The sequence below is a fragment of the Sunxiuqinia dokdonensis genome, from assembly GCF_001270965.1.
Classification (GTDB): Bacteria; Bacteroidota; Bacteroidia; order Bacteroidales; family Prolixibacteraceae; genus Sunxiuqinia; species Sunxiuqinia dokdonensis.
The window spans coordinates 13,056-32,012 of the sequence record NZ_LGIA01000148.1; the positions used below are offsets into that span (position 1 = coordinate 13,056).

Sequence of the window (18,957 nt, forward strand, 5' to 3'; positions counted from 1 at the left end):
TTTTAAATCGATTTCTTTTTTGATAACAATTGATTGGCGGAAAGGTTATTTTAGCATAAAGTGATGTTGCTAAGGAGTGGCTTCTGAACAGATTCTGAAACTATTTGTCCTTATTTGTATCCCGAATTCGGGAAATTCGATGGATTTGCACTTGAAAAAGCTATTATTTGACTATGATTAAACTGATGATTATCCGCCACGGCGAAACGATTGAAAACGCCGGTAATATTTGCCAGGGGCAGCAGCATGGATGCTTGTCCGAATTGGGAATTCAACAGGCCCGGAATTTAGCTTCGAGCCTGAAAAACGAGGAGATCGATGTGATGTATTCGAGCGACTTGCAGCGTGCGATGGACACGGCCGCGGAGATTCTGAAGTTTCATCCGATGCTGGCATTGAAAACCGACCCGCTTTTGCGTGAGCGTTCCTTGCCTTTGTGGGAAGGAAAGCCATTTCCCAAAAACTGGAAGTGGGAGTACTTGCCCGAAGGTTCTGAAACCAATGAAGATATGATGAATCGGGCCTCCCAATTCATTCAAAAATTACTGGCGACAACGGATGGGAAAAGTGTGGCTGTGGTGACGCATGGCGGGTTAATTCGGGCTTTTCGCACGGTGATTGCCAACAAGCCGGCCGCGGATTATTTTTCGTGGGACGTGAGTAAGAATACTTCGGTGAGCCGAATTGAATTGCACCCAAACGGGAAGCACAAGCTGGTGGAGGTCAACAACACCGATCATCTGGATCTGGAAACGCCGGGAACTGCGCAGCTGTTTTCGTGAGTGCGGCGCCATCTTTTTTTTTGTGGTCATTTAGTGGTCATTCAATTGTTTTAAATGATTAATGAGTTGGTAGCCACGGCAGGACAAATGGACCTGTAAGCGGATGTTTTTAAATTAATAGAAGATTAAATTCTCCGGATATTGGAAGGGACGCCCTCAGGGAAATTTTTAGCTGCAAAAAAAAGCGTAAATTCGCCCCGAACTTCAAGAAAAGAATGATGATACTAGATAAACACCCGGACGCAGAGGCTTTGATTTTTGATTTAGATGGAACACTGTCCGATTCGCTTCCGGTACACATTGCCACCTGGTACACCGTTTGCGAACACTACCAATGCCAATTCGACCCGTCAATTATTGAAGAAATGACTGGCATGCCTACCATTGAATTTGCCCACCGCATTATCCGCGACAATGGCCTGAAAGGCGTTGATCCGGAAGAGATGGTGCGTATGAAACAGCAAACGTTTTGGAACAGTATCGACAAACTTCGACCGCACGAGTCGGTGATCAGCCTGGTGCACCAGTATCATGGCAAAATTCCGCTGACAGTGGGCACCGGCGCCAGCCGCACCAGTGCCGAATTGCAGTTGAAAGCTTTGAAAATCTATGATTTGTTTGATGCCATTGTTACGGCCGATGATGTGACCGAGCACAAACCCTTGCCCCAAACCTTTTTGAAGTGCGCCGAGTTGGTCAAGATTAGCCCCAACAAGTGCCATGTTTACGAAGATGGCGTTTTGGGCATGCAGGCCGCCCAATCGGCTGGTATGTTTTTAACTGACGTGCGTCCGTTTCTGAAAAATTAGCCGATTCAATTAGACTGATCTCATGCAAAACTACTGGTTGTCATTTTCGACCATCCTTCCGCTTTTTTTGGTGGTTTTTGTTGGTCTGGTTTTCAGCCGCACCAAATCATTTAAAAAAGAATGGATTGACGTGCTGAACGACTATGCCCTGTGGATTGGTTTTCCGGCACTGATTCTGGTGGCTTTGTTTAAGCTCGACGTTCCGCTGTCGGAATATATTGGCCTGGCGGCTTGGAATTCGGCTTACATTGTGTTGTGCATGCTGCTGGCTTTTCCGGTGGCCAAATTGTTTCGGCTGGACACCGATACCATGCGCACCTTGGTTTTGGCCTTGTCGTTTGGCAACGTGTCGTACCTGGGCATTCCGGTTTTGATGAATGTTTATGGGCTTGAAATTCTGGCTGAGTCGACCTTGTTGTCGGCCATCTATTTGTTGTGGCTTTTCACTTTAGGTATTGTTTTGGTTGAAGTGATGGGCGAGCACGATGTCAACCCGCTTGTTGTGGCGAAGAACCTGCTGCGCAATCCATTACTTATCGCCGTGTTGCTCGGTTTGCTGATTACCATTCTGAAAGTTGAAGTGCCCGAAGTTTTGGTCAAAGGGCTCGATTTGTTTGCCAGCTCGGTAACCGCGGTGGTTTTATTTTCGCTGGGCTTGTTCTTGGGCACGCACCCCTTTGGAAAGCTGAAGGAGTGGTTGCCGGTGGCTGGGTTTTCAATCGCTATTTTGCTGGTTCTGCCTTTGGCATTTTATGGCGCCATCCAGTTTTTTGGCGTGTCGTTCGATATTCGGGCCAGCGTGTTGGAAGCTGCCATGCCCATGGGATTTACCCCTTATGTGTTGGCGGTAAAATACAAGCTAAACGCGACTTTTGCCTCGAAGGTGGTGGTGTTGAGCACGATGCTCAGTGTTTTTACGCTTCCCTTATGGATTCAGATCCTTGGCTAGATACTTGTTTAGTTCGTAGGCGATTCGTTCAAAATCAATTTCCTTCCCGATAAATACAAGCCGGTTTTTCGGTGCTTCGCCTGGCATAATCAGGCTGCCCTCCGAATAGCTTGTGCCACCGCCAACGGATTGCACCACAATTTTGTTGGGGCTTTCGTGTGTGAAGAGGATGCCCTTGATGCGGTAGATCTGCAGTTGGTTAATGGCTGCAAAATAGTCGAACCAATATTTGAATCGCTCGAGTTTGATATGGCCCGAAAATTCGTGGGTGAAGGTGGTGTACTTTTTCGATTCAACCAAACGAAACATGAAAGGCTCGGCCATTTTCTGTTCCAGCCTTCCCTGCACGGTTTCGGCAAAGTTGTCGAGCTGAAAATCGTTGTCTTTGCCAAATTTGGTGGCGATTGTTTCAGCGGTTCCATTCCAGGCCGAAAGCCTTTTGGTGATCTCGGCCAAGGTGGTTTCCGAAACCAGGTCGGTTTTGTTGATGATAAGCAGGTCGCTCAGGATAACCTGCAGTTGTTGTTCGCGATCGCTCATTTGCTGCTCGAAGTTTTGGGCATCAACCAGGCAGACGCTTCCCGCGAGCGTATATTTCTCCTTCAACTCCTGGTCTGCATAAAAAGGCTTGATCACATTTGAAAGATCAGCCACGCCGGTGGTTTCAATCAGGAGGTAATCAATTTCACCGGCTTTTTCGGCCAGGTCGAGCAGGGTGAGGGAGAATTCGTTGGAGATGGAGCAGCAGATGCACCCATTGCTGAGGTCGAAAATATTCTCGCTCCGCATGCCTACAATCAAATCCTGATCGATGGATTGCTGGCCAAATTCATTTTCAACCAAAGCCAGTTTAAGGTGCTGGTGATTGCGGATGACTTCGTTGATAAAGGTGGTCTTTCCGGCTCCAAGAAAGCCGGTGACAATGACGACGGGTATTTTTTTATCTAGTTTCAAGTTTCGAGTTTAAAGTTTCAAGTTTCGGGTTTCGGGTTTCAAGTTTCAAGTTTCGAGTTTCGGGTTTCGGGTTTCAAGTTGTCCAACCACTGGCGCTAGCTTTGAGGATTAAGCGACAAGCTGTAAATTCCAAATTCAAGGTTTAAGTCTGTTTCGCCTGTTTCTTCCATGCCTTGCGGCGCATTTTCCACTCCTTGAGGTGCTTTCTGTATTCCTTAGCCTGCTTGCCACGTTCCTTCACGTGCTTTTCGCTTTCCTCAGAGTGATTCATATGTTCCTTAGCGTGCTTTTTGCTTTCCTCAACGTGCTTTATATGTTCCTCAACATGTTTTTAAGCTTCCTCCGCAAGCATGCAGTTTTCCTCAGGCTGTGTTTTTTCCTCCTCACCACGCCCGTCCTACTTTCTCTCTAATCGTTAATGCTCATTCGGGCAAAGGGAACGGCATCCTGGGCGGCAAACTGTCCTTTCTTGAATTTGTAGTAGCCTGTAATGGCAATCATGGCGGCATTGTCCATGGTGAAGGCAAACTTGGGAATAAACAGGTTCCATTTGCGTTTTTCGGCTTCGGCTTTCAGGGCATTTTGCAAACCCGAGTTAGCCGACACCCCTCCGCCAACCGTTATTTCTTTAATGCCGGTTTGCTTGGCCGCTTTCACCAGCTTATCCATCAAAATATCGATGATTGTTTTTTGCAGTGAAGCACACAAGTCGGCCTGGTTTTCTTCAATAAAGTTTTCGTTTTCCTTGATTTGGTCGCGCAGGAAATACAAAAAGCTTGTTTTCAGTCCGCTAAAGCTGTAGTCCAGATCCTTGATGCGCGGCTTTGAAAATTCGAATGCGTTAGGGTTTCCCTCCTTGGCCAGTTTGTCAATTAGCGGGCCTCCGGGGTAGGGCATGCCCATCACCTTGGCGCACTTGTCGAATGCTTCGCCGGCCGCGTCGTCAATAGTTTGGCCAATCACCTCCATTTCCAGATGATCCCTGACAATAATGATCTGCGAATTTCCTCCGGACACCAGCAAATTGAGGTGTGGAAATCGGGGTTCGCGAAATTCAACGCCTTCTTCCTGAATGAAGTGAGCCAAAACATGCCCCTGCAGGTGGTTGATTTCAATCATAGGAACTCCGGCAGCCAGCGAAAAGCCCTTGGCAAACGAGCTTCCAACCAAAAGCGAACCCAGCAAACCCGGGCCACGGGTGTAAGCTACAGCCGAAATTTCGTCGCGGCTGATTCCGGCCTGCTTAATCGCTTGGTCGACCACCGGCACAATGTTTTGCTGGTGTGCCCGCGAAGCCAGCTCGGGTACAACGCCGCCGTAGGCCTCGTGAACTTTTTGGCTGGCTATAATATTCGACAGCAGAACACCGTTCCGAATGATAGCGGCTGAGGTGTCGTCGCACGATGACTCAATCCCTAAAATGATGATATCTTTTTTGTTATTCATGAAAACCAATTTTCAGCGAAGAATTCAATTATTTTAATTGTTGAACCTAACGATTTACGTGGAATTTAGTTTATTTTGTTTTCAAATTGCCGAGGGACAAAAATATCAAAAAATCGATTAAAATAGTATTGTGGGGTTTCGGGATCCTGGTCATCCTGATGCTGGGAGCTTATGTGGCTTTCCAGTCAAGTGTCGTCCAAACTTTTTTGGTCAGGCAGATCGCCAATAACCTGTCGGAGCGGCTGAATACGAGGATAAGCTTGAAAAGCGTGGATATTCGCTTTTTCAATCAGCTTATTTTAAATGAATTTTTGATTGAAGATCAGCAGCAGGACACTTTGTTTTATGTGGGTCGAATGGCCGCATCGATTGATGATTTGAGTGTGAAGCGAAAAATGATCAACTTGTCGTCGCTCGATATGGAACAGACCAAACTCTTTGTTTCGCTCACCGAGGAGAATTTGCCCAATTACAAGTTTATTTTCGATGCGCTGCGCTCCAACAAGCAACAAGGCAGCTGGGATTTTATTTGCCAGAATTTTCTTTTTAGCGATACCCGTTTGGGGTATTCATACTATAAAACAGAGGAGCCGCGAACCATTGACCTGTATGATGTTCATTTAGATGTGAGTGATTTTGTGTTGCACCACGATTCCTTGTCGTTTAGCATCAACAACATGAGTTTGGACGACCGCAGGGCCTTTCGACTGAGTTCGTTAAGTACAAAGCTTGTTTCATCCAATCATATGGTAAAACTCCAAAATCTTCGGGTGGCCACGCCACATTCGGCTATTGTCAATGCCGATGTGACCATTGATCAGTCCGAAATGCACGAGGGTAAGGATTTTTCCTCATTAAAACTGGATATCGATTTAAAGGAAACGGTTTTGGATTTTGTGGACCTGGGGCAGCTGGTGCCTTCAGTGCGGGGAATGGATTTGAAAATGGACCTCTCGGGCCGGGTCTATGGAAGCATTGCTGATTTGAAAGCCAAAGATTTGCAAATGAGCATTGGCGAGAATACCCGTTTGGTTTGCGATTTTTATACCAATGGCCTGCCCGATTTAGATCAAACCTACATTTCGCTCGATTTGAAAAGCTCGACAGCCGATTTTAAGGATTTGAGTCAGATTAAATTACCCCATTCATCACAATCGGATTACTTGCAGTTTTCACCGCTTTTGCACGATGCAGGGGTTGTTCATTACGAAGGAAATTTTACTGGTTTTTTGAGTGATTTTGTTGCCTACGGAACGGTTCGATCCAATTTTGGCGAAATAAGAACCGACCTTTCTTTTGTGCCCCTGCAAGGAAACCGGCTAAAAGTCAATGGGAGTTTAAAGACGGTTAATTTCGAGTTGGGTGAGTTTACGCAATACGATAAGTTCGAACAGATTACCTTTAACGGGAAGGTCAACGGGTCGTTTCATAAAGTTCGCCGGGCGTTTAATGTTGCGGTTGAGGGCGTTGCCGATAGCCTGATTTTTAATGACTACAAATTTAAGAACCTGACACTTGACGGCACGGTTCAGGATCGAAAATTTGAAGGGAATTTGACGGTTCATGATCCGAATCTCGAAGCTGGCTTTGTTGGGAAACTGGATTTCAATGCCGCTGTTCCGGAATTCGATTTCGAACTGAACCTGGATCATGCCAACCTCGTTGCCCTCAATCTTGATCACAGCTATGACAAGTCGTTGCTTTCGATGATGTTGAACGCCAATTTTACCGGAAACAGCATCGATAACCTGGATGGAAATATTCAGGTTGCTGAAGGACAATACGTCAATGAGTACGATACGCTGGATCTGAATAGTTTAAGTGTGAGTACGTATTATGATGACGTAGCACACCTTCGGGTTCGCTCCGATTTTGCTGATGCCCATATCGCCGGAAACTATTCGTTCCTGACACTGGGCGGAAGTTTTAAAAATCTGATTCATCGCTATTTGCCGTCTTCAGGAATTGAGCTTAACGAGGGAATGACCATGAACCAGTTCAATTTTGAGGTGATGGTGAAAGATATGGAGCCAATTACACGAACGCTGATTCCGGAGTTATATGTAGGGCCGGCGGAGATTAATGGCCGTTTCGACGATGAGGAACTGACCCTTGATTTGGTTGCCAATATTCCGAGAATGGAGTATCGCGGCCTGGTGTTCAATGGCTATTCGTTGTCGGTTCACACCAACGACAAAATTGAGTTGAAGAATCGGCTGGAAGAACTTCAACTTAACGAAAGCCAAAGTATTTTCAACCTGGCCATTTTGGCCGATGCTGCCGATGACCGGCTGAATTCGAAATTGGTGTGGAACAATTTTCATACGCAAACCTACAGCGGCGAATTGGAGACCCAAGTCGATTTCTTGAAGACAGGTTATGACCGTACCCACGTTGAAATGGAGATTTTACCATCGCGGATTTACCTCGCTGATACCCTCTGGACTGTTCATCCTTCGCAGATTACGATTGATTCAACCAGAATAGCCGTAGATAACTTCCAAATTTCGAACAAAAACCAGCAGTTTACTTTGGATGGCGTGGTGTCGAAAGACAACAGCGATCGGTTGAATTTGACGGTGAATGACTTGAACTTGGGACACTTGAACTCGCTGGCCCGAAAGAATATTGAAGTAAAAGGTATTTTGAATGGCTCGGCCAGTGTGTTTGATGTTTATGAACGCGCCTTGTTTTTATCGGATTTGAGAATCGGCGATTTGAGCTTTCGAGATCATGAAATTGGTGACCTCAGCATTGTTAGTAAATGGGATCGGCAGTCGGAGGAAATTCAATCTGAATTGCAGATTGACAGCAGAAATCACCAGGCTTTCTATGCTTATGGCACGTATACGCCGGCCAACGATTCGATTGATTTTTTTGCCAGTTTGAATGATTTGTCCCTGACCATCTTGCAGCCCGTGTTGCAAAATAGTTTTCAGAATATACGTGGCCGTGGAACCGGCGATGTGTGGATTCATGGAAACTCAGAGAAGATATTGCTTGATGGTGATGTGCTCGGATTGGATGCCGGGTTGGCGATGAAGGCACTTCAGGTCGATTATTATTTTAGCGATACCATTAGTTTTCGCTCCGACTCCATTGTGTTTGACCAAATTCAAATTACCGATTATCAGGGAAACAAAGGTGTTTTTGACGGCTCCATCCGGCATCATAACTTTCAGGACATGCGCTATGACCTGAGTTTACGCACTTCGCGTTTGATGGCGATGAATACGACCGCCAGAGATAACGAACGGTTTTACGGTAAAGCCTTCGCCCGCGGAGTCCTGCAAATCAACGGGCGCGGGAAGGATGTCAATCTAACATCGACAGCAACCAGCTTGAATGGTACCGCCATCAATATTTCGTTGGATTATGAAGCAGAAGCGCAGGAATATGATTTCATTCATTTTGTGAATAGCGACACGCAGGATGCCGAATCGCAGGATCGGAGAGCGCGACCCGATAAATCGAATGTTAAGATGAATTTCGATTTTGACGTGACGCCCGATGCACTTGTCCAGCTGATTTATAATTCGCAGATTGGCGATATGATTCGATCGCGGGGAACAGGCGATTTGCAGGTTCGGATTGACCCGGATTTCAATATTACCATGTTTGGAGAGTATCGGGTAGAACAGGGCGACTACTTGTTCACCCTTCAAAATGTAATCAATAAGAAGTTTGAAATTGCCAGCGGAGGAACAATCCGGTGGAATGGTGATCCGTATGATGCCACGATCGACTTGGAAGCTATTTATCGGTTAAAGGCTTCGTTAACCGAGCTGTTTCCCAATTCGGTTGAAGATATTGACTATTCGCAGCGCATTCCGGTGACTTGCGAAATCTTTCTGACTGAAAACCTGAATAATCCGTCAATCGCTTTCGATATTAATTTTCCAACAGCGGAGGATCGGATTAAAGATCAGGTACAACAATTTGTCAGTACCGAAGAGGAGATGAACCGGCAAATTCTGTCGCTTTTGGTTTTGGGGCGTTTTTACACGCCCGAATACCTTCGTGGTTCTTACCAGGCTTCCAATTCCAATGTGGTTGGCTCAACAGCCAGCGAGCTATTCTCCAATCAGTTGAGCAACTGGCTTTCGCAAATCAGCAACGATTTCGACATTGGGGTGAATTACCGGCCCGGAAATCAAATGTCGGACGATGAGATTGAGTTGGCTTTGAGTACGCAAATTTTTAACGACCGGGTCACCCTCAATGGAAACATTGGCAACAACAGCGCAACGAATACGGCCCGATCGAACAATAACAACATTGTTGGCGATTTTGATTTGAACGTAAAACTGACCAACAATGGTAAGCTTCAACTGAAAGCCTATAACCGTTCAAATAACAACCTGATTTATGAAACTTCGCCTTATACTCAGGGTATTGGTATTTCGTACCGCGAAAACTATGATAATTTCAATGAGCTCTGGAATAAAATGAAGCGATTGTTTGGTATCCGGGACGAGGAATGAGGCATGAAAGTTGTATCTTAGCTGCCGGTCAGAACAGAGATTCTGATGTTGCTTTGTGGAGTAGCAACTTTGTAAATATTCATTATTTTTGAGGGGTGTAATAAATGCTTTTATACCTCGTTTTTTATGTGTTCCTCTAAATAGAAATTTATGTTTGGATATATTTTTTTGCAAGTTTCAGGTGCAGCTGCCGATAGTCTTGATGTGATGGCAGAGTCAGCAGGACAAGACGGGATTGTTACCCGCTTTTTTGATTTGGCGCTAAAAGGTGGCTGGATTATGATACCGATTTTGGTGCTTTCATTGATTGCGGTGTTCATTTTTTTCGACCGGTATTTTGCCGTTAAAAAGGCCGGAAAGGTCGACGATACATTACTTGAACGCGTGAAAGATTACATTTCGCAGGGCAACATCGAAGCTGCTTTGTCGCTGGCTCGTTCGCAGGACAACCCAACGGCCCGCATGATTCAGAAAGGGATCAGCCGGATTGGACGTCCAATGACCGATGTCAATTCCGCGATTGAAACGGTTGGAAACCTCGAAATTGCCAAGCTCGAAAAAGGACTGCCGGTATTGGCCAGCGTGGCGGGCGGTGCGCCTATGATCGGTTTCCTTGGAACTGTAATCGGAATGATCCAGGCATTTTACGACATGGCAAACGCCGGTAGTAATATCGACGTCACCCTACTGTCATCAGGTATTTATCAGGCTATGGTTACAACAGTTGCTGGATTGACCGTTGGTATCATCGCTTATTTTGCCTACAATATTTTGGTTGCCAATGTTGAGAAGGTAATCTTTAAAATGGAAGCAGCAACTTCCGAATTTCTTGATCTTTTAAATGAACCAGCAAGATAATCGCAATGGCCCTAAAACGAAGAAATAAAGTTGATGCCAGTTTCAGCATGTCCTCCATGACTGACATTGTGTTTTTGTTGCTGATTTTCTTTATGGTGACTTCCACTTTAATTGCTCCCAATGCATTGAAACTTCTGTTGCCCCAAAGTAACAATCAAACGGCTGCAAAACCGATGACCACGGTTTCAATCACAGCTGATTTGAAGTATTTTGTCAATACTGGCGGCGAAGTTGAACGTGTCGCATTTCACGAAATAGAACCTGCGCTGCAATTGGCTGTTGGCGACAATCCGGAGGCTTATGTGTCGTTGCATGCTGATAAGTCAGTTCCGATTGAGCAAGTTGTTAAAGTGATGAATATTGCCAAACGGAATAAATATAAAATGATTTTGGCCACCGCGCCGGAAGGACGTTAATGAGTTACCTTGCAGAACATAGAAAGGGATTTGTCGGGACAATTATTTTTCACGTGATTGTTCTGGTTTTGCTCTTGTTGTTTGGATTTTTCACCCCACTTCCATTGCCGGGCGAAGAAGGAATTCTTGTCAACTTTGGCAATTCCGAACAAGGCAGTGGACCGCAGGAACCTGCACCCAGCCGCCAAACTTCTCCACCTGTTGTTCAAGAGAAAAAAGAGGTTACTCCACCGCCTGTTACGCCACCACCGCCCACTCCGGCAGCCTCGCAGCCCGAGGTGAAGGAGGAAGTGATGACCCAGGATTTTGAGGAAACCGTGGCGATTGATGCAGCCAAAAAGAAGCAGGCCGAAGAAAAAAAGCGTTTGCAGGAGCAGGAAAATAAAAAAAGGCAAGAAGAGCTTGAGCGGCAGCGAAAAATAGAACAAGAAGCGCAACGTCAAGTTGAACTCGAGCGTCAGCGCCAGGCCGAGTTGGAACGCCAGCGACTGGCCGAAGAGGCTGAACGCCAGCGAAAAGCAGAAGAGGAACGCAAGCGTAAGGAAGCTGAACAACAAAAAATTGCGGAGATTAATAATCGGGCATCGAATGCGTTTGGTGCAGGTGGCGCCGGAACGAGCGATTCTGAAAGCACCGGGCAGGGAGTTACTTCCTCTGGAGGAAACCAGGGTTCGCCCAATGGTTCGGCCAACTCCAATAATTATATGGATGGAGGCGGACAAGGAGATGGGATTTCATATGATTTGGGTGGGCGCTTACCCATAAATCGAATTGAACCTAATCACCCAGGCGAAGAAGAAGGTAAAGTTGTTGTGACGATTCGGGTTGACAAATCTGGCAGAGTTATTAGTGCAGAAGCGATAGCGCGTGGATCTACAATTTCCAGTGCTCATTATTGGAAAGCTGCCGAAGAAGCTGCAAGGAAAACCCGTTTTGAAGAAGGTCCCTCAGCTGAGGCCGTTCAGCGGGGGACCATTGTTTACAATTTCCGATTGAAATAAAAACGAGTCTTATTCTTTCCAGATTTTCCAAGCTTTTTCGGCTTGCAGGTGAAGCATTTCCAATCCATTTTTAGTTGCTGCCCCCTTCGATTTCCCTTTTTTCATAAATAAGGTTTCTTCCGGATTGTAAACCAGATCGTAAAGAACGTGATCGGACGTTAGAAACTCATAAGGAATTGCGGGGCAGTTGTCGACTTTGGGATAAGTGCCGAGTGGAGTCGCGTTGATAATAATCAGATGCTCTTTTAGTATCCGTTCATCAATTTGATGATAACTCAACTCATTTGGCGCCAATTCGTTTTTTGTTGTTGCAGAAATGAAATCGATTTTGTGTTTGTTCAGCACATATTTGATTGCTTTTGATGCGCCACCTGTACCCAGAATCAAGGCCTTTTGATGTTTGGTTGTCAACATCGGTAATATCGAATGCTCAAAACCGTAGCAGTCGGTGTTGTATCCTTTTAGTTTGATCTGGTTGTTGTCGTGGATTATTTTTATGGTATTCACTGCCCCGACTTCTGCCGCCTGTTCATCGATTTCGTCAAGAAAAGGGATGATGGCCTGTTTGTACGGAATGGTACAATTCAGACCGGCAATGTGATCGTTCGTTTGGAAAATAGCCGGAAAATCGTCGATCTGGTCCAGTTCAAAATTCAGGTATTCGCGATTCGTCAATCCTTCCTTTTCAAACTTATTCTGAAAAAATCCCTTCGAAAAAGAATACCCCAGTCGATATCCAATTAGTCCGTATGTTTTCATCTCTGTAAGCGCTTCGATATTCCTTCAACAATAAAAATAAGAGCAAATCCGGCAATGGCCAGACTGACAGCACCTAGCAGTTGCGGCGAATGACCGGTTATTGCTTCGTAGTTTGCAGGCAAAACGTTTTGTTCCAAAAGCGGTTTCACTTCCCCATGGCGGTCGATAAAAGTCTCAATCACTTCTTTCCATGGCCACACTTTGTTTAGCGAGCCAATCATGAAACCGGCCAGCAAGGCAATGGTTAAGTCATAAAAGCGCTTTAGCAGCCAGCTGAGTAAGTTCGAGAACAACACAATCCCGATAGCGGCACCAGTCATAAATACCGCAATAACTGGCAGGTTGAAGCTCGAAACAGCACCCAGAATAAATTTGTACATGCCAAGAAGCACCAAAATAAAGCTACCCGAGATGCCCGGTAAAATCATGGCGCAGATCGCGATAGAACCAGATAAAAAAACAAAGATGTAACTGGTGTGCGCTTCAGCCGGAGTAATTACAGTGATAAAATAAGCAATCACAGCACCTGCAACAAGCGCAAAAATAGTCGCCGTATTCCAGTGGCCAATATCCTTTCCAACATAAATCGCAGAAGCTACGATCAATCCAAAGAAGAAAGACCAGATTAATATAGGATGATGATTGAGTAAGTACTCCAATCCTTTGGCCAACGATAATATGCTAATGCCGATGCCAAGCACAACGGCGAATAAGAAATTGCCATTTATTTCATTCCAGAAAGCTTTGAATTTACCGGTGAAAAATAATTTCAACGAGTTGAAGTTGACGGATTTTATCGAGTTAATTAGTTCCTGGTAAATTCCGGTGATAAAAGCAATGGTTCCTCCGGAAACCCCGGGAACAACATCGGCAGCGCCCATGCCCATTCCTTTCAATGTGAGCAAGAAATATTCTTTTAATGTTCGGTTCATATTCGTTTTTTTGATGAAAAGCAAAAATAGGTCAGGAATTAGGAAATTGAAAGCGCTGATGAATTTTTTAATTGAATTTGACTTTAATAAAATATCGGTCAGTTTGAGACTACGATTTGAGCAGGTTGACCGTATGACAGGCTACAACAGCAGCGGTTTCGGTTCTCAAGCGGCTTTGGCCCAAGCTAACCGGGATCAATCCGTTCCGGATGGCTATTTCAATTTCCTCTTCGGAGAAATCGCCTTCAGGGCCAATCAGAATTAAGTTGGATTGACTGGAGGCCAATTCATTCTTGAGTTCCCGCTTGTCCTGGTCATAGCAATGCGCGATAAAACGCTTGCCGTCCCAGTCCGATTCAAGTACTTTTTTTAGCGGAGTTAGTGGGTTTAATTTTGGCAAGTAAGCTTTTAACGACTGTTTCATGGCTGAAATAATTACCTTCTCAAGCCGTTCGGTTTTTATCACTTTTCGTTCCGAATGATCACATAAGATTGGTGTAATTTCGTCCACTCCAATTTCTGTGGCTTTTTCAAGAAACCATTCAAAACGATCAATATTCTTTGTTGGTGCTACCGCCAGATGGATGTAGTGATTTCGTTTGTTGAACCCGCTCACCGTTTTTGTGACTTCAATTCCACACCTTTTTGGATGCGCATCGACTATTTGAGCCTCAAAAAAGTTTCCTTTGCCGTCAACCAATTCGATTTTGTCGCCATTCGCAAGTCGCAAAACACGAACAGCATGTTTTGATTCTGTTTCGTCGAGGTAGAAAATTGGGCCGGTGATGCCTGGCGTATAAAATAGCTGCATAAGAATTGTTTTTACAAAAATAGTCAATCACAGTTCGGCAGAAAGAAACAGCACAAAATATAAATCCCCGGAATTTCAAATCTGATTTTCCGGGGAGAAAGCTAGGTTGTCAATATTTTAAACACCATGCTATTTTAGCATTCTGGGTGTGAGGTGGAATGCCAAATCTCCACCTCGCGCGGAAACCTCTTTCCAACTTTCAACATCAAAATCAACCGCGACAGTTGAACAGGTCGGCATATCACTGTTGAATAACTTAACTAGATTATTGGTAAGATGATAAACCAGCGGGTTGTGACCAAAAACAAAAACAGTTTGTACTTCCTCTGAAATTTCACGCAAAAGATCAACAAATTCCTGGGTAGTCATTCCCTCATATAAATCTTCCTCTATTTGGATTGAATGAATTGAATAACGAAAATTCTCAGCATAAATTTCAGCTGTTTTTAAAGCCCTTTTGGCAGGACTTGAAATAATAAGATCAGCTTTAATCCCATCGCCGATTAATTTTAAACTAATCTGGTTCGCATCATTTTTACCCCGATCCCGTAGCTTTCTGTTAAAATCATCATCATAACCATATGGCACCGCTTTCGCATGGCGAACAATCACAACTCTTTTCATTTGATCAGTATTTCTATGTTAGAATTAATTTTAAAACTGAGATGTCAATTAAAAGTTCGGTATAAAGAAACAATTATTCAGGCAAAATTACCCTATTTTCGTAGCTCAAGCGCTAATAAAATTTATTGATGAAGAGGATTGGATTGCTATCAGATACCCATGGCACCCTAAGCGAACGAATCATTCGTTTTTTTAAAGAAGTAGACGAAATTTGGCATGCCGGTGATATTGGTACAGAAGAAGTAGCAGATAAACTACTGAGCCTAAAACCACTTCGTGCAGTTTATGGAAACATTGACGGACATGTTTTGCGCCGCATGTATCCTGAGAATGTTCGTTTTTTTTGTGAAGAAGTTGATGTGCTTATGACCCATATTGGAGGCTACCCCGGACGATATGACCCACGAATAAAAAAAATGATCTACTCCAGTCCGCCCCAGCTTTTTATTTCTGGTCATTCACATATTCTTAAAATAATACACGATAAGAAAATCAATTGCTTGCATATCAATCCGGGAGCGGCAGGAAATAATGGATTTCATCATGTTTGTACCGCCGTACGATTCAAAATTGACGGCGGTAATATCAAAGATTTGGAAGTTTTGGAATTTGAGCGAGCAAAGTTAAAAATAGAATGATTGATCTATAATTGTAGAATATAGAATAAATGATTAATAAATTGCAAATATAGAATAATGTAGCTATTTTTGGGCTATGGAAAAGATTGCCGTTATATCAGCAGACATTATAAATTCTTCAAAGTTTGAAGAACATGCATTTATTGATACGATGCACGTACTTGAAGAACCGGCCGGAAATTATTTGGTTAATCGCGGAGAACCCGTATTATCGAGCCGAGGAGACAGCTTTCAGTTGATGACAGCAGAGATCCGAAATTCATTTTTCAAAGCCATTTTTCTGAAATCATATTTCAAAAAAAAGCAAGTAGGCTTAAAGGATAAAAAAGGAAAAGGTACCATTGATATTCGAATTTCCCTGGCCGTTGGCCTGTCGAAAACAATCCCCGAAAACATTGGGAAAACGATGGAGGAACCATTTGTACTTTCCGGCAGGGCGCTTGATCAGATGAAAAGGAAAAAACAAACATTTGTTATAACCACCAGCCACGAGGAATACAATAAAGAGCTTGAATTGTCTTGTGCTTTTTTGGACAACCTTTTTGATGGCTGGACACTGGCACAGGCTGAGGTTATTTATTATCTTGTTCAGGGTTTTAAGCAAACAGAAATTGCAGGCTTGTTGAATTTGTCGCAACCGTCGGTTAGCAGCCGAATTCAGCTCGCCCGATGGAGTTTAATCGAGAAAATGAATACTCGTTTTCTTCAAATTATCGAGAAAATATAATGGCAATGATTTTATTTATCAGACTATTAATCGCTCATTTACTTGCCGATTTTTTGTTGCAACCCGGGTCGTGGGTGAAAGATAAAAATGAGCACGGAATTAAATCACTAAAATTATTTTTGCATGTATTGGTGGTTACGGCCGTATCTGTAGTTTTCACGCTCGACTATTTTTCGTGGCAAATTCCCGTGTTCATATTCTTGTTTCACTACCTGATTGATTTAGCCAAAATTTATTTCATGCCACCTAAAATTAACCAACTGGTTTGGTTTTTGACAGACCAGTTCTTTCATATCCTTGCTATTGGTGCTATTATTGCCATCGTTGGTGGATACTCCGTCCAGTGGTGGGCAACATGTGCAAGTTTAGTTTCAACTCCCGAGTTTCTTGTTGTGTTGCTTGCCTATCTTTTTATTATCTGGCCATCTATGATTATCGTTAATCTGGCAACAAAGCGTTGGCAGATTCAAATTAAACAGCATGTAGAGCCAGGTTTGCAAAATGCCGGAAAGTGGATCGGAATTCTGGAACGTGTTCTGGTGCTGACTTTCGTACTAACGGCACAATTTCAAGCCATTGGATTTTTAATTGCAGCCAAATCCATTCTGCGAATTTCCGTTAAAAGCGAAGATAGTGCCCGGCTAATATCGGAGTACGTGTTGATTGGCACCTTTATCAGTTTTACCCTCGCTATTTTAACCGGACTCCTTGCAAACTCCGTGTTCTAGTTTATCTAAATCGAACTACTTTTGAAAGGCGCAGGCAATCCATTTATTCCGTTCCTTTATTTCGATTTTTGTCAGCAACAATTCCGAAGCTCGTCCTAGAATGTCTTCCAAATCATTTTCGTAGAACCCACTAACGATTAATAATCCACCTTCGTCCAAAACCGAGGTATATCTTTCAATATCCTGAAGGATGATGTTTTTTTGAATGTTTGCCAGAATTACATCAAATCTTTGCAGTTGTAACAGCTTCACGTCACCGATAGAAGCCGTGAGATTGCTGATCCTGTTCAGGCGCGAATTTTCCACGGTTGCTTCATACGACCAATTATCGATATCAATAGCCGTAACACTTTTGGCCCCTAGCATCGACGCATAGATTCCCAGAATTCCTGTGCCACAACCCATATCCAGCACCGTTTGTCCTTCCAGATTGAGTTCCGAAAGATGTTCCATCATCAGGCTGGTGGTTTCGTGGTTGCCAGTTCCAAAGGCCATATTCGGCTCAATTACAATTTCGTACTGAGCTTTGGGATATTCTTGATGAAACGGCGCACGAATCAACACCTGGTTATTGATCAGCAGAGGTTGAAAATAGTTTTTTTCCCATTCTTCGTTCCAGTTGATGTCTGGCATTTCTTCCTTCGAAAAATCAACTTGAAACGGAACATCGGCAAGACAAGCGCTAATATCACGAGTTGCCACTTTGTCAACAGGAAAAAAGGCGTCCACCGTATCCTCCGTTTCATCAAAACTTTCAAAATCGAGCTGTGAAAGGTAAGCGATTAAAATTTCGCGGTTGGTTTCGTTATCTGGCAATAGCCTGAATGTGGCTTTTGTGTACTTCATTTTTTCTTTCAAAAATAAAAAAAGCCACCCGGCAAAAACCAGATGGCCCAATTCATAGTTCGTTTTATCGTCTTACTAATATGCGTTAATGATAGCCAGAAAATCTTCAGCTTTTAACGATGCACCACCAATGAGTCCGCCATCGATGTCAGGATTGGCAAAAAGTTCGTTGGCGTTTTTCGGGCTGCAGCTTCCACCATACAGAATTGAAGTTTCTTCGGCAACCGCAGCGCCAAACTTGTCAGCAATTAATCCGCGAATGAAAGCCAGCATTTCCTGAGCTTGCTCCGAACTTGCAGTTACACCAGTTCCAATGGCCCAAATTGGTTCGTAAGCAATGATGATTTTTGAAAAATCTTCAGTAGAAAGATTAAAAACCGTTTCCTCCAATTGGGTTTTTACAAAGTCGTTTTGAGTTCCGGCTTCACGAATATCTAAAGCTTCGCCACAGCAATATATTGGCGTTAAGCCATTTTCCAGTGCCAGTGCCACTTTTTTATTCAGAATTTCGCTGGTTTCACCGTAGTATTCGCGTCTTTCAGAGTGGCCTAATATTACATATTCGGCACCTGTTGATTTGACCATCGCTGCTGAAACTTCGCCGGTAAACGCACCTTTAGCCTCGGCCGCACAGTTTTGCGACGACACACCAATCCTGCTCGTGTCAACTGCATTAACTACGCTGGTAATGTGCGTAAATGGCGTTCCAAGCACAACTACAACATCTTTGGCACCTTCTTTAGCTACCAATTCGTTTACAGCTTTCGCCAATTCAACACCTTCCTGAATGGTTGTATTACATTTCCAGTTACCGGCAACAACTTTTTTTCTCATTTTTTTATTTTTTTGATGGATAGTGATTCAATATTTCTGTGCAAAATTAAGAAAAAGGAAATCAACGCAGCTATATATTCAATCGTTGATTTAGAATTTAACTTTTGGTTAAACCGGTTTTTCTGTGTTGAAATGATTCGTCGAACGTATGCAAGTTGAAGATTATTTTAGTTGATATTTAATCAGTTGTAAAGAAGCCCGGAGAACTGGTTTTTAATAAAACTAAAGTGAGTTTTCGAAGCCAGCACGATATCCATTATGTGTTTTTCAACAGGTTTAGCTCAGTTCTGAATTCAGATTGTATTCTTTTACATCATAGTAAGGGGTTTATTATCAGCCTGTATTATTTTTTGTTTTTT

The 18,957-nt window shown here is 43.7% G+C and carries 19 protein-coding genes; 10 read left to right on the top strand and 9 right to left on the bottom strand.

Features of this window, described 5'->3' with window-relative positions; translation table 11 throughout:
• Positions 1-173 precede the first annotated feature (173 nt).
• The 3 genes from NC99_RS08990 to NC99_RS09000 all read left to right on the top strand — a co-directional run bounded on the left by NC99_RS08990 (position 174) and on the right by NC99_RS09000 (position 2,540).
• Positions 174-782, top strand: coding sequence for a histidine phosphatase family protein (locus NC99_RS08990; protein WP_053182573.1), 609 nt, complete (start codon positions 174-176; stop codon positions 780-782).
• A 215-nt stretch (positions 783-997) separates the two neighbouring features.
• Positions 998-1,591, top strand: a complete 594-nt coding sequence (locus tag NC99_RS08995) for an HAD hydrolase-like protein (RefSeq protein ID WP_053182575.1) — start codon at positions 998-1,000, stop codon at positions 1,589-1,591.
• 22 nt (positions 1,592-1,613) lie between these two features.
• Positions 1,614-2,540 carry an AEC family transporter gene (locus tag NC99_RS09000; RefSeq protein ID WP_053182578.1) on the top strand — a complete coding sequence of 309 codons (927 nt, stop codon included), beginning with the start codon at positions 1,614-1,616 and terminating at the stop codon, positions 2,538-2,540.
• Here the strand turns inward: NC99_RS09000 and NC99_RS09005 are convergent.
• The 3 genes from NC99_RS09005 to tsaD form a co-directional block, all read right to left on the bottom strand.
• A complete protein-coding gene (locus tag NC99_RS09005) occupies positions 2,517-3,494 on the bottom strand; it encodes a CobW family GTP-binding protein (protein ID WP_053182581.1) in 978 nt (325 codons plus the stop codon). The genes NC99_RS09000 and NC99_RS09005 overlap by 24 nt on opposite strands.
• Before the next feature lie 142 nt (positions 3,495-3,636).
• On the bottom strand, positions 3,637-3,765 hold the full coding sequence (locus NC99_RS22560; protein ID WP_262509306.1) for a hypothetical protein: 129 nt from the start codon (positions 3,763-3,765) through the stop codon (positions 3,637-3,639).
• A 137-nt stretch (positions 3,766-3,902) separates the two neighbouring features.
• Positions 3,903-4,940, bottom strand: coding sequence for a tRNA (adenosine(37)-N6)-threonylcarbamoyltransferase complex transferase subunit TsaD (tsaD, locus tag NC99_RS09010; protein ID WP_053182583.1), 1,038 nt, complete (start codon positions 4,938-4,940; stop codon positions 3,903-3,905).
• 128 nt (positions 4,941-5,068) lie between these two features.
• On the opposite strand from tsaD, the gene NC99_RS09015 reads away from it, so the two are divergent.
• The 4 genes from NC99_RS09015 (at position 5,069) to NC99_RS09030 (ending at position 11,699) form a co-directional block, all read left to right on the top strand.
• Positions 5,069-9,424, top strand: a complete 4,356-nt coding sequence (locus NC99_RS09015) for a translocation/assembly module TamB domain-containing protein (protein ID WP_204374955.1) — start codon at positions 5,069-5,071, stop codon at positions 9,422-9,424.
• Between the two features lie 150 nt (positions 9,425-9,574).
• Entirely contained in the window at positions 9,575-10,282 is a 708-nt protein-coding gene (locus NC99_RS09020; protein WP_053182590.1) for a MotA/TolQ/ExbB proton channel family protein, read from the top strand.
• 5 nt (positions 10,283-10,287) lie between these two features.
• Positions 10,288-10,698: an ExbD/TolR family protein gene (locus tag NC99_RS09025; RefSeq protein ID WP_053182593.1), complete on the top strand. Its 411-nt coding sequence runs from the start codon at positions 10,288-10,290 to the stop codon at positions 10,696-10,698.
• A complete protein-coding gene (locus NC99_RS09030) occupies positions 10,698-11,699 on the top strand; it encodes a cell envelope integrity protein TolA (protein ID WP_053182595.1) in 1,002 nt (333 codons plus the stop codon). Before NC99_RS09025 ends, NC99_RS09030 begins: the two co-directional genes overlap by 1 nt.
• 9 nt (positions 11,700-11,708) lie before the next feature.
• Here the strand turns inward: NC99_RS09030 and NC99_RS09035 are convergent, their stop codons facing one another.
• The 4 genes from NC99_RS09035 to NC99_RS09050 all read right to left on the bottom strand — a co-directional run bounded on the left by NC99_RS09035 (position 11,709) and on the right by NC99_RS09050 (position 14,825).
• On the bottom strand, positions 11,709-12,458 hold the full coding sequence (locus NC99_RS09035; RefSeq protein ID WP_053182598.1) for a shikimate dehydrogenase family protein: 750 nt from the start codon (positions 12,456-12,458) through the stop codon (positions 11,709-11,711).
• Entirely contained in the window at positions 12,455-13,390 is a 936-nt protein-coding gene (locus NC99_RS09040; protein ID WP_053182601.1) for a DUF368 domain-containing protein, read from the bottom strand. The genes NC99_RS09035 and NC99_RS09040 overlap by 4 nt, the downstream gene beginning before the upstream one ends.
• A 109-nt stretch (positions 13,391-13,499) precedes the next feature.
• Positions 13,500-14,201, bottom strand: a complete 702-nt coding sequence (locus NC99_RS09045; protein ID WP_053182605.1) for a 16S rRNA (uracil(1498)-N(3))-methyltransferase — start codon at positions 14,199-14,201, stop codon at positions 13,500-13,502.
• Positions 14,202-14,330: 129 nt separating this feature from the next.
• Positions 14,331-14,825: a SixA phosphatase family protein gene (locus NC99_RS09050; RefSeq protein ID WP_053182607.1), complete on the bottom strand. Its 495-nt coding sequence runs from the start codon at positions 14,823-14,825 to the stop codon at positions 14,331-14,333.
• A gap of 128 nt (positions 14,826-14,953) precedes the next feature.
• Between NC99_RS09050 and NC99_RS09055 the strand changes: the two genes are divergently transcribed.
• The 3 genes from NC99_RS09055 to NC99_RS09065 all read left to right on the top strand — a co-directional run bounded on the left by NC99_RS09055 (position 14,954) and on the right by NC99_RS09065 (position 16,918).
• Complete coding sequence (locus tag NC99_RS09055; protein ID WP_053182610.1) at positions 14,954-15,463, top strand: metallophosphoesterase family protein; 510 nt, start codon at positions 14,954-14,956, stop codon at positions 15,461-15,463.
• Positions 15,464-15,539: 76 nt separating this feature from the next.
• A complete protein-coding gene (locus NC99_RS09060) occupies positions 15,540-16,190 on the top strand; it encodes a helix-turn-helix transcriptional regulator (protein WP_053182615.1) in 651 nt (216 codons plus the stop codon).
• Positions 16,191-16,195: 5 nt separating this feature from the next.
• A complete protein-coding gene (locus NC99_RS09065) occupies positions 16,196-16,918 on the top strand; it encodes a DUF3307 domain-containing protein (protein ID WP_162231186.1) in 723 nt (240 codons plus the stop codon).
• Between the two features lie 15 nt (positions 16,919-16,933).
• On the opposite strand, the gene prmA is transcribed toward NC99_RS09065, so the two are convergent.
• Complete coding sequence (gene prmA, locus NC99_RS09070) at positions 16,934-17,764, bottom strand: 50S ribosomal protein L11 methyltransferase (protein WP_157624730.1); 831 nt, start codon at positions 17,762-17,764, stop codon at positions 16,934-16,936.
• A 75-nt stretch (positions 17,765-17,839) separates the two neighbouring features.
• The gene (gene tpiA / locus NC99_RS09075) at positions 17,840-18,598 is read right to left on the bottom strand and encodes a triose-phosphate isomerase (protein ID WP_053182624.1); all 759 of its coding nucleotides are present in this window, start codon (positions 18,596-18,598) and stop codon (positions 17,840-17,842) included.
• Between the last annotated feature and the right edge of the window lie 359 nt (positions 18,599-18,957).

Bases quoted from the DNA above. Each gene is read 5' to 3' on its own strand.
- NC99_RS08990 (WP_053182573.1), top strand. From the start codon at position 174: ATGATTAAACTGATGATTATCCGCCACGGCGAAACGATTGAAAACGCC.
- NC99_RS08995 (WP_053182575.1), top strand. From the start codon at position 998: ATGATGATACTAGATAAACACCCGGACGCAGAGGCTTTGATTTTTGAT.
- NC99_RS09000 (WP_053182578.1), top strand. From the start codon at position 1,614: ATGCAAAACTACTGGTTGTCATTTTCGACCATCCTTCCGCTTTTTTTG.
- NC99_RS22560 (WP_262509306.1), bottom strand. From the start codon at position 3,765: ATGAATCACTCTGAGGAAAGCGAAAAGCACGTGAAGGAACGTGGCAAG.
- tsaD (WP_053182583.1), bottom strand. From the start codon at position 4,940: ATGAATAACAAAAAAGATATCATCATTTTAGGGATTGAGTCATCGTGC.
- NC99_RS09020 (WP_053182590.1), top strand. From the start codon at position 9,575: ATGTTTGGATATATTTTTTTGCAAGTTTCAGGTGCAGCTGCCGATAGT.
- NC99_RS09025 (WP_053182593.1), top strand. From the start codon at position 10,288: ATGGCCCTAAAACGAAGAAATAAAGTTGATGCCAGTTTCAGCATGTCC.
- NC99_RS09030 (WP_053182595.1), top strand. From the start codon at position 10,698: ATGAGTTACCTTGCAGAACATAGAAAGGGATTTGTCGGGACAATTATT.
- NC99_RS09035 (WP_053182598.1), bottom strand. From the start codon at position 12,458: ATGAAAACATACGGACTAATTGGATATCGACTGGGGTATTCTTTTTCG.
- NC99_RS09040 (WP_053182601.1), bottom strand. From the start codon at position 13,390: ATGAACCGAACATTAAAAGAATATTTCTTGCTCACATTGAAAGGAATG.
- NC99_RS09045 (WP_053182605.1), bottom strand. From the start codon at position 14,201: ATGCAGCTATTTTATACGCCAGGCATCACCGGCCCAATTTTCTACCTC.
- NC99_RS09050 (WP_053182607.1), bottom strand. From the start codon at position 14,825: ATGAAAAGAGTTGTGATTGTTCGCCATGCGAAAGCGGTGCCATATGGT.
- NC99_RS09055 (WP_053182610.1), top strand. From the start codon at position 14,954: ATGAAGAGGATTGGATTGCTATCAGATACCCATGGCACCCTAAGCGAA.
- NC99_RS09060 (WP_053182615.1), top strand. From the start codon at position 15,540: ATGGAAAAGATTGCCGTTATATCAGCAGACATTATAAATTCTTCAAAG.
- NC99_RS09065 (WP_162231186.1), top strand. From the start codon at position 16,196: ATGATTTTATTTATCAGACTATTAATCGCTCATTTACTTGCCGATTTT.
- prmA (WP_157624730.1), bottom strand. From the start codon at position 17,764: ATGAAGTACACAAAAGCCACATTCAGGCTATTGCCAGATAACGAAACC.
- tpiA (WP_053182624.1), bottom strand. From the start codon at position 18,598: ATGAGAAAAAAAGTTGTTGCCGGTAACTGGAAATGTAATACAACCATT.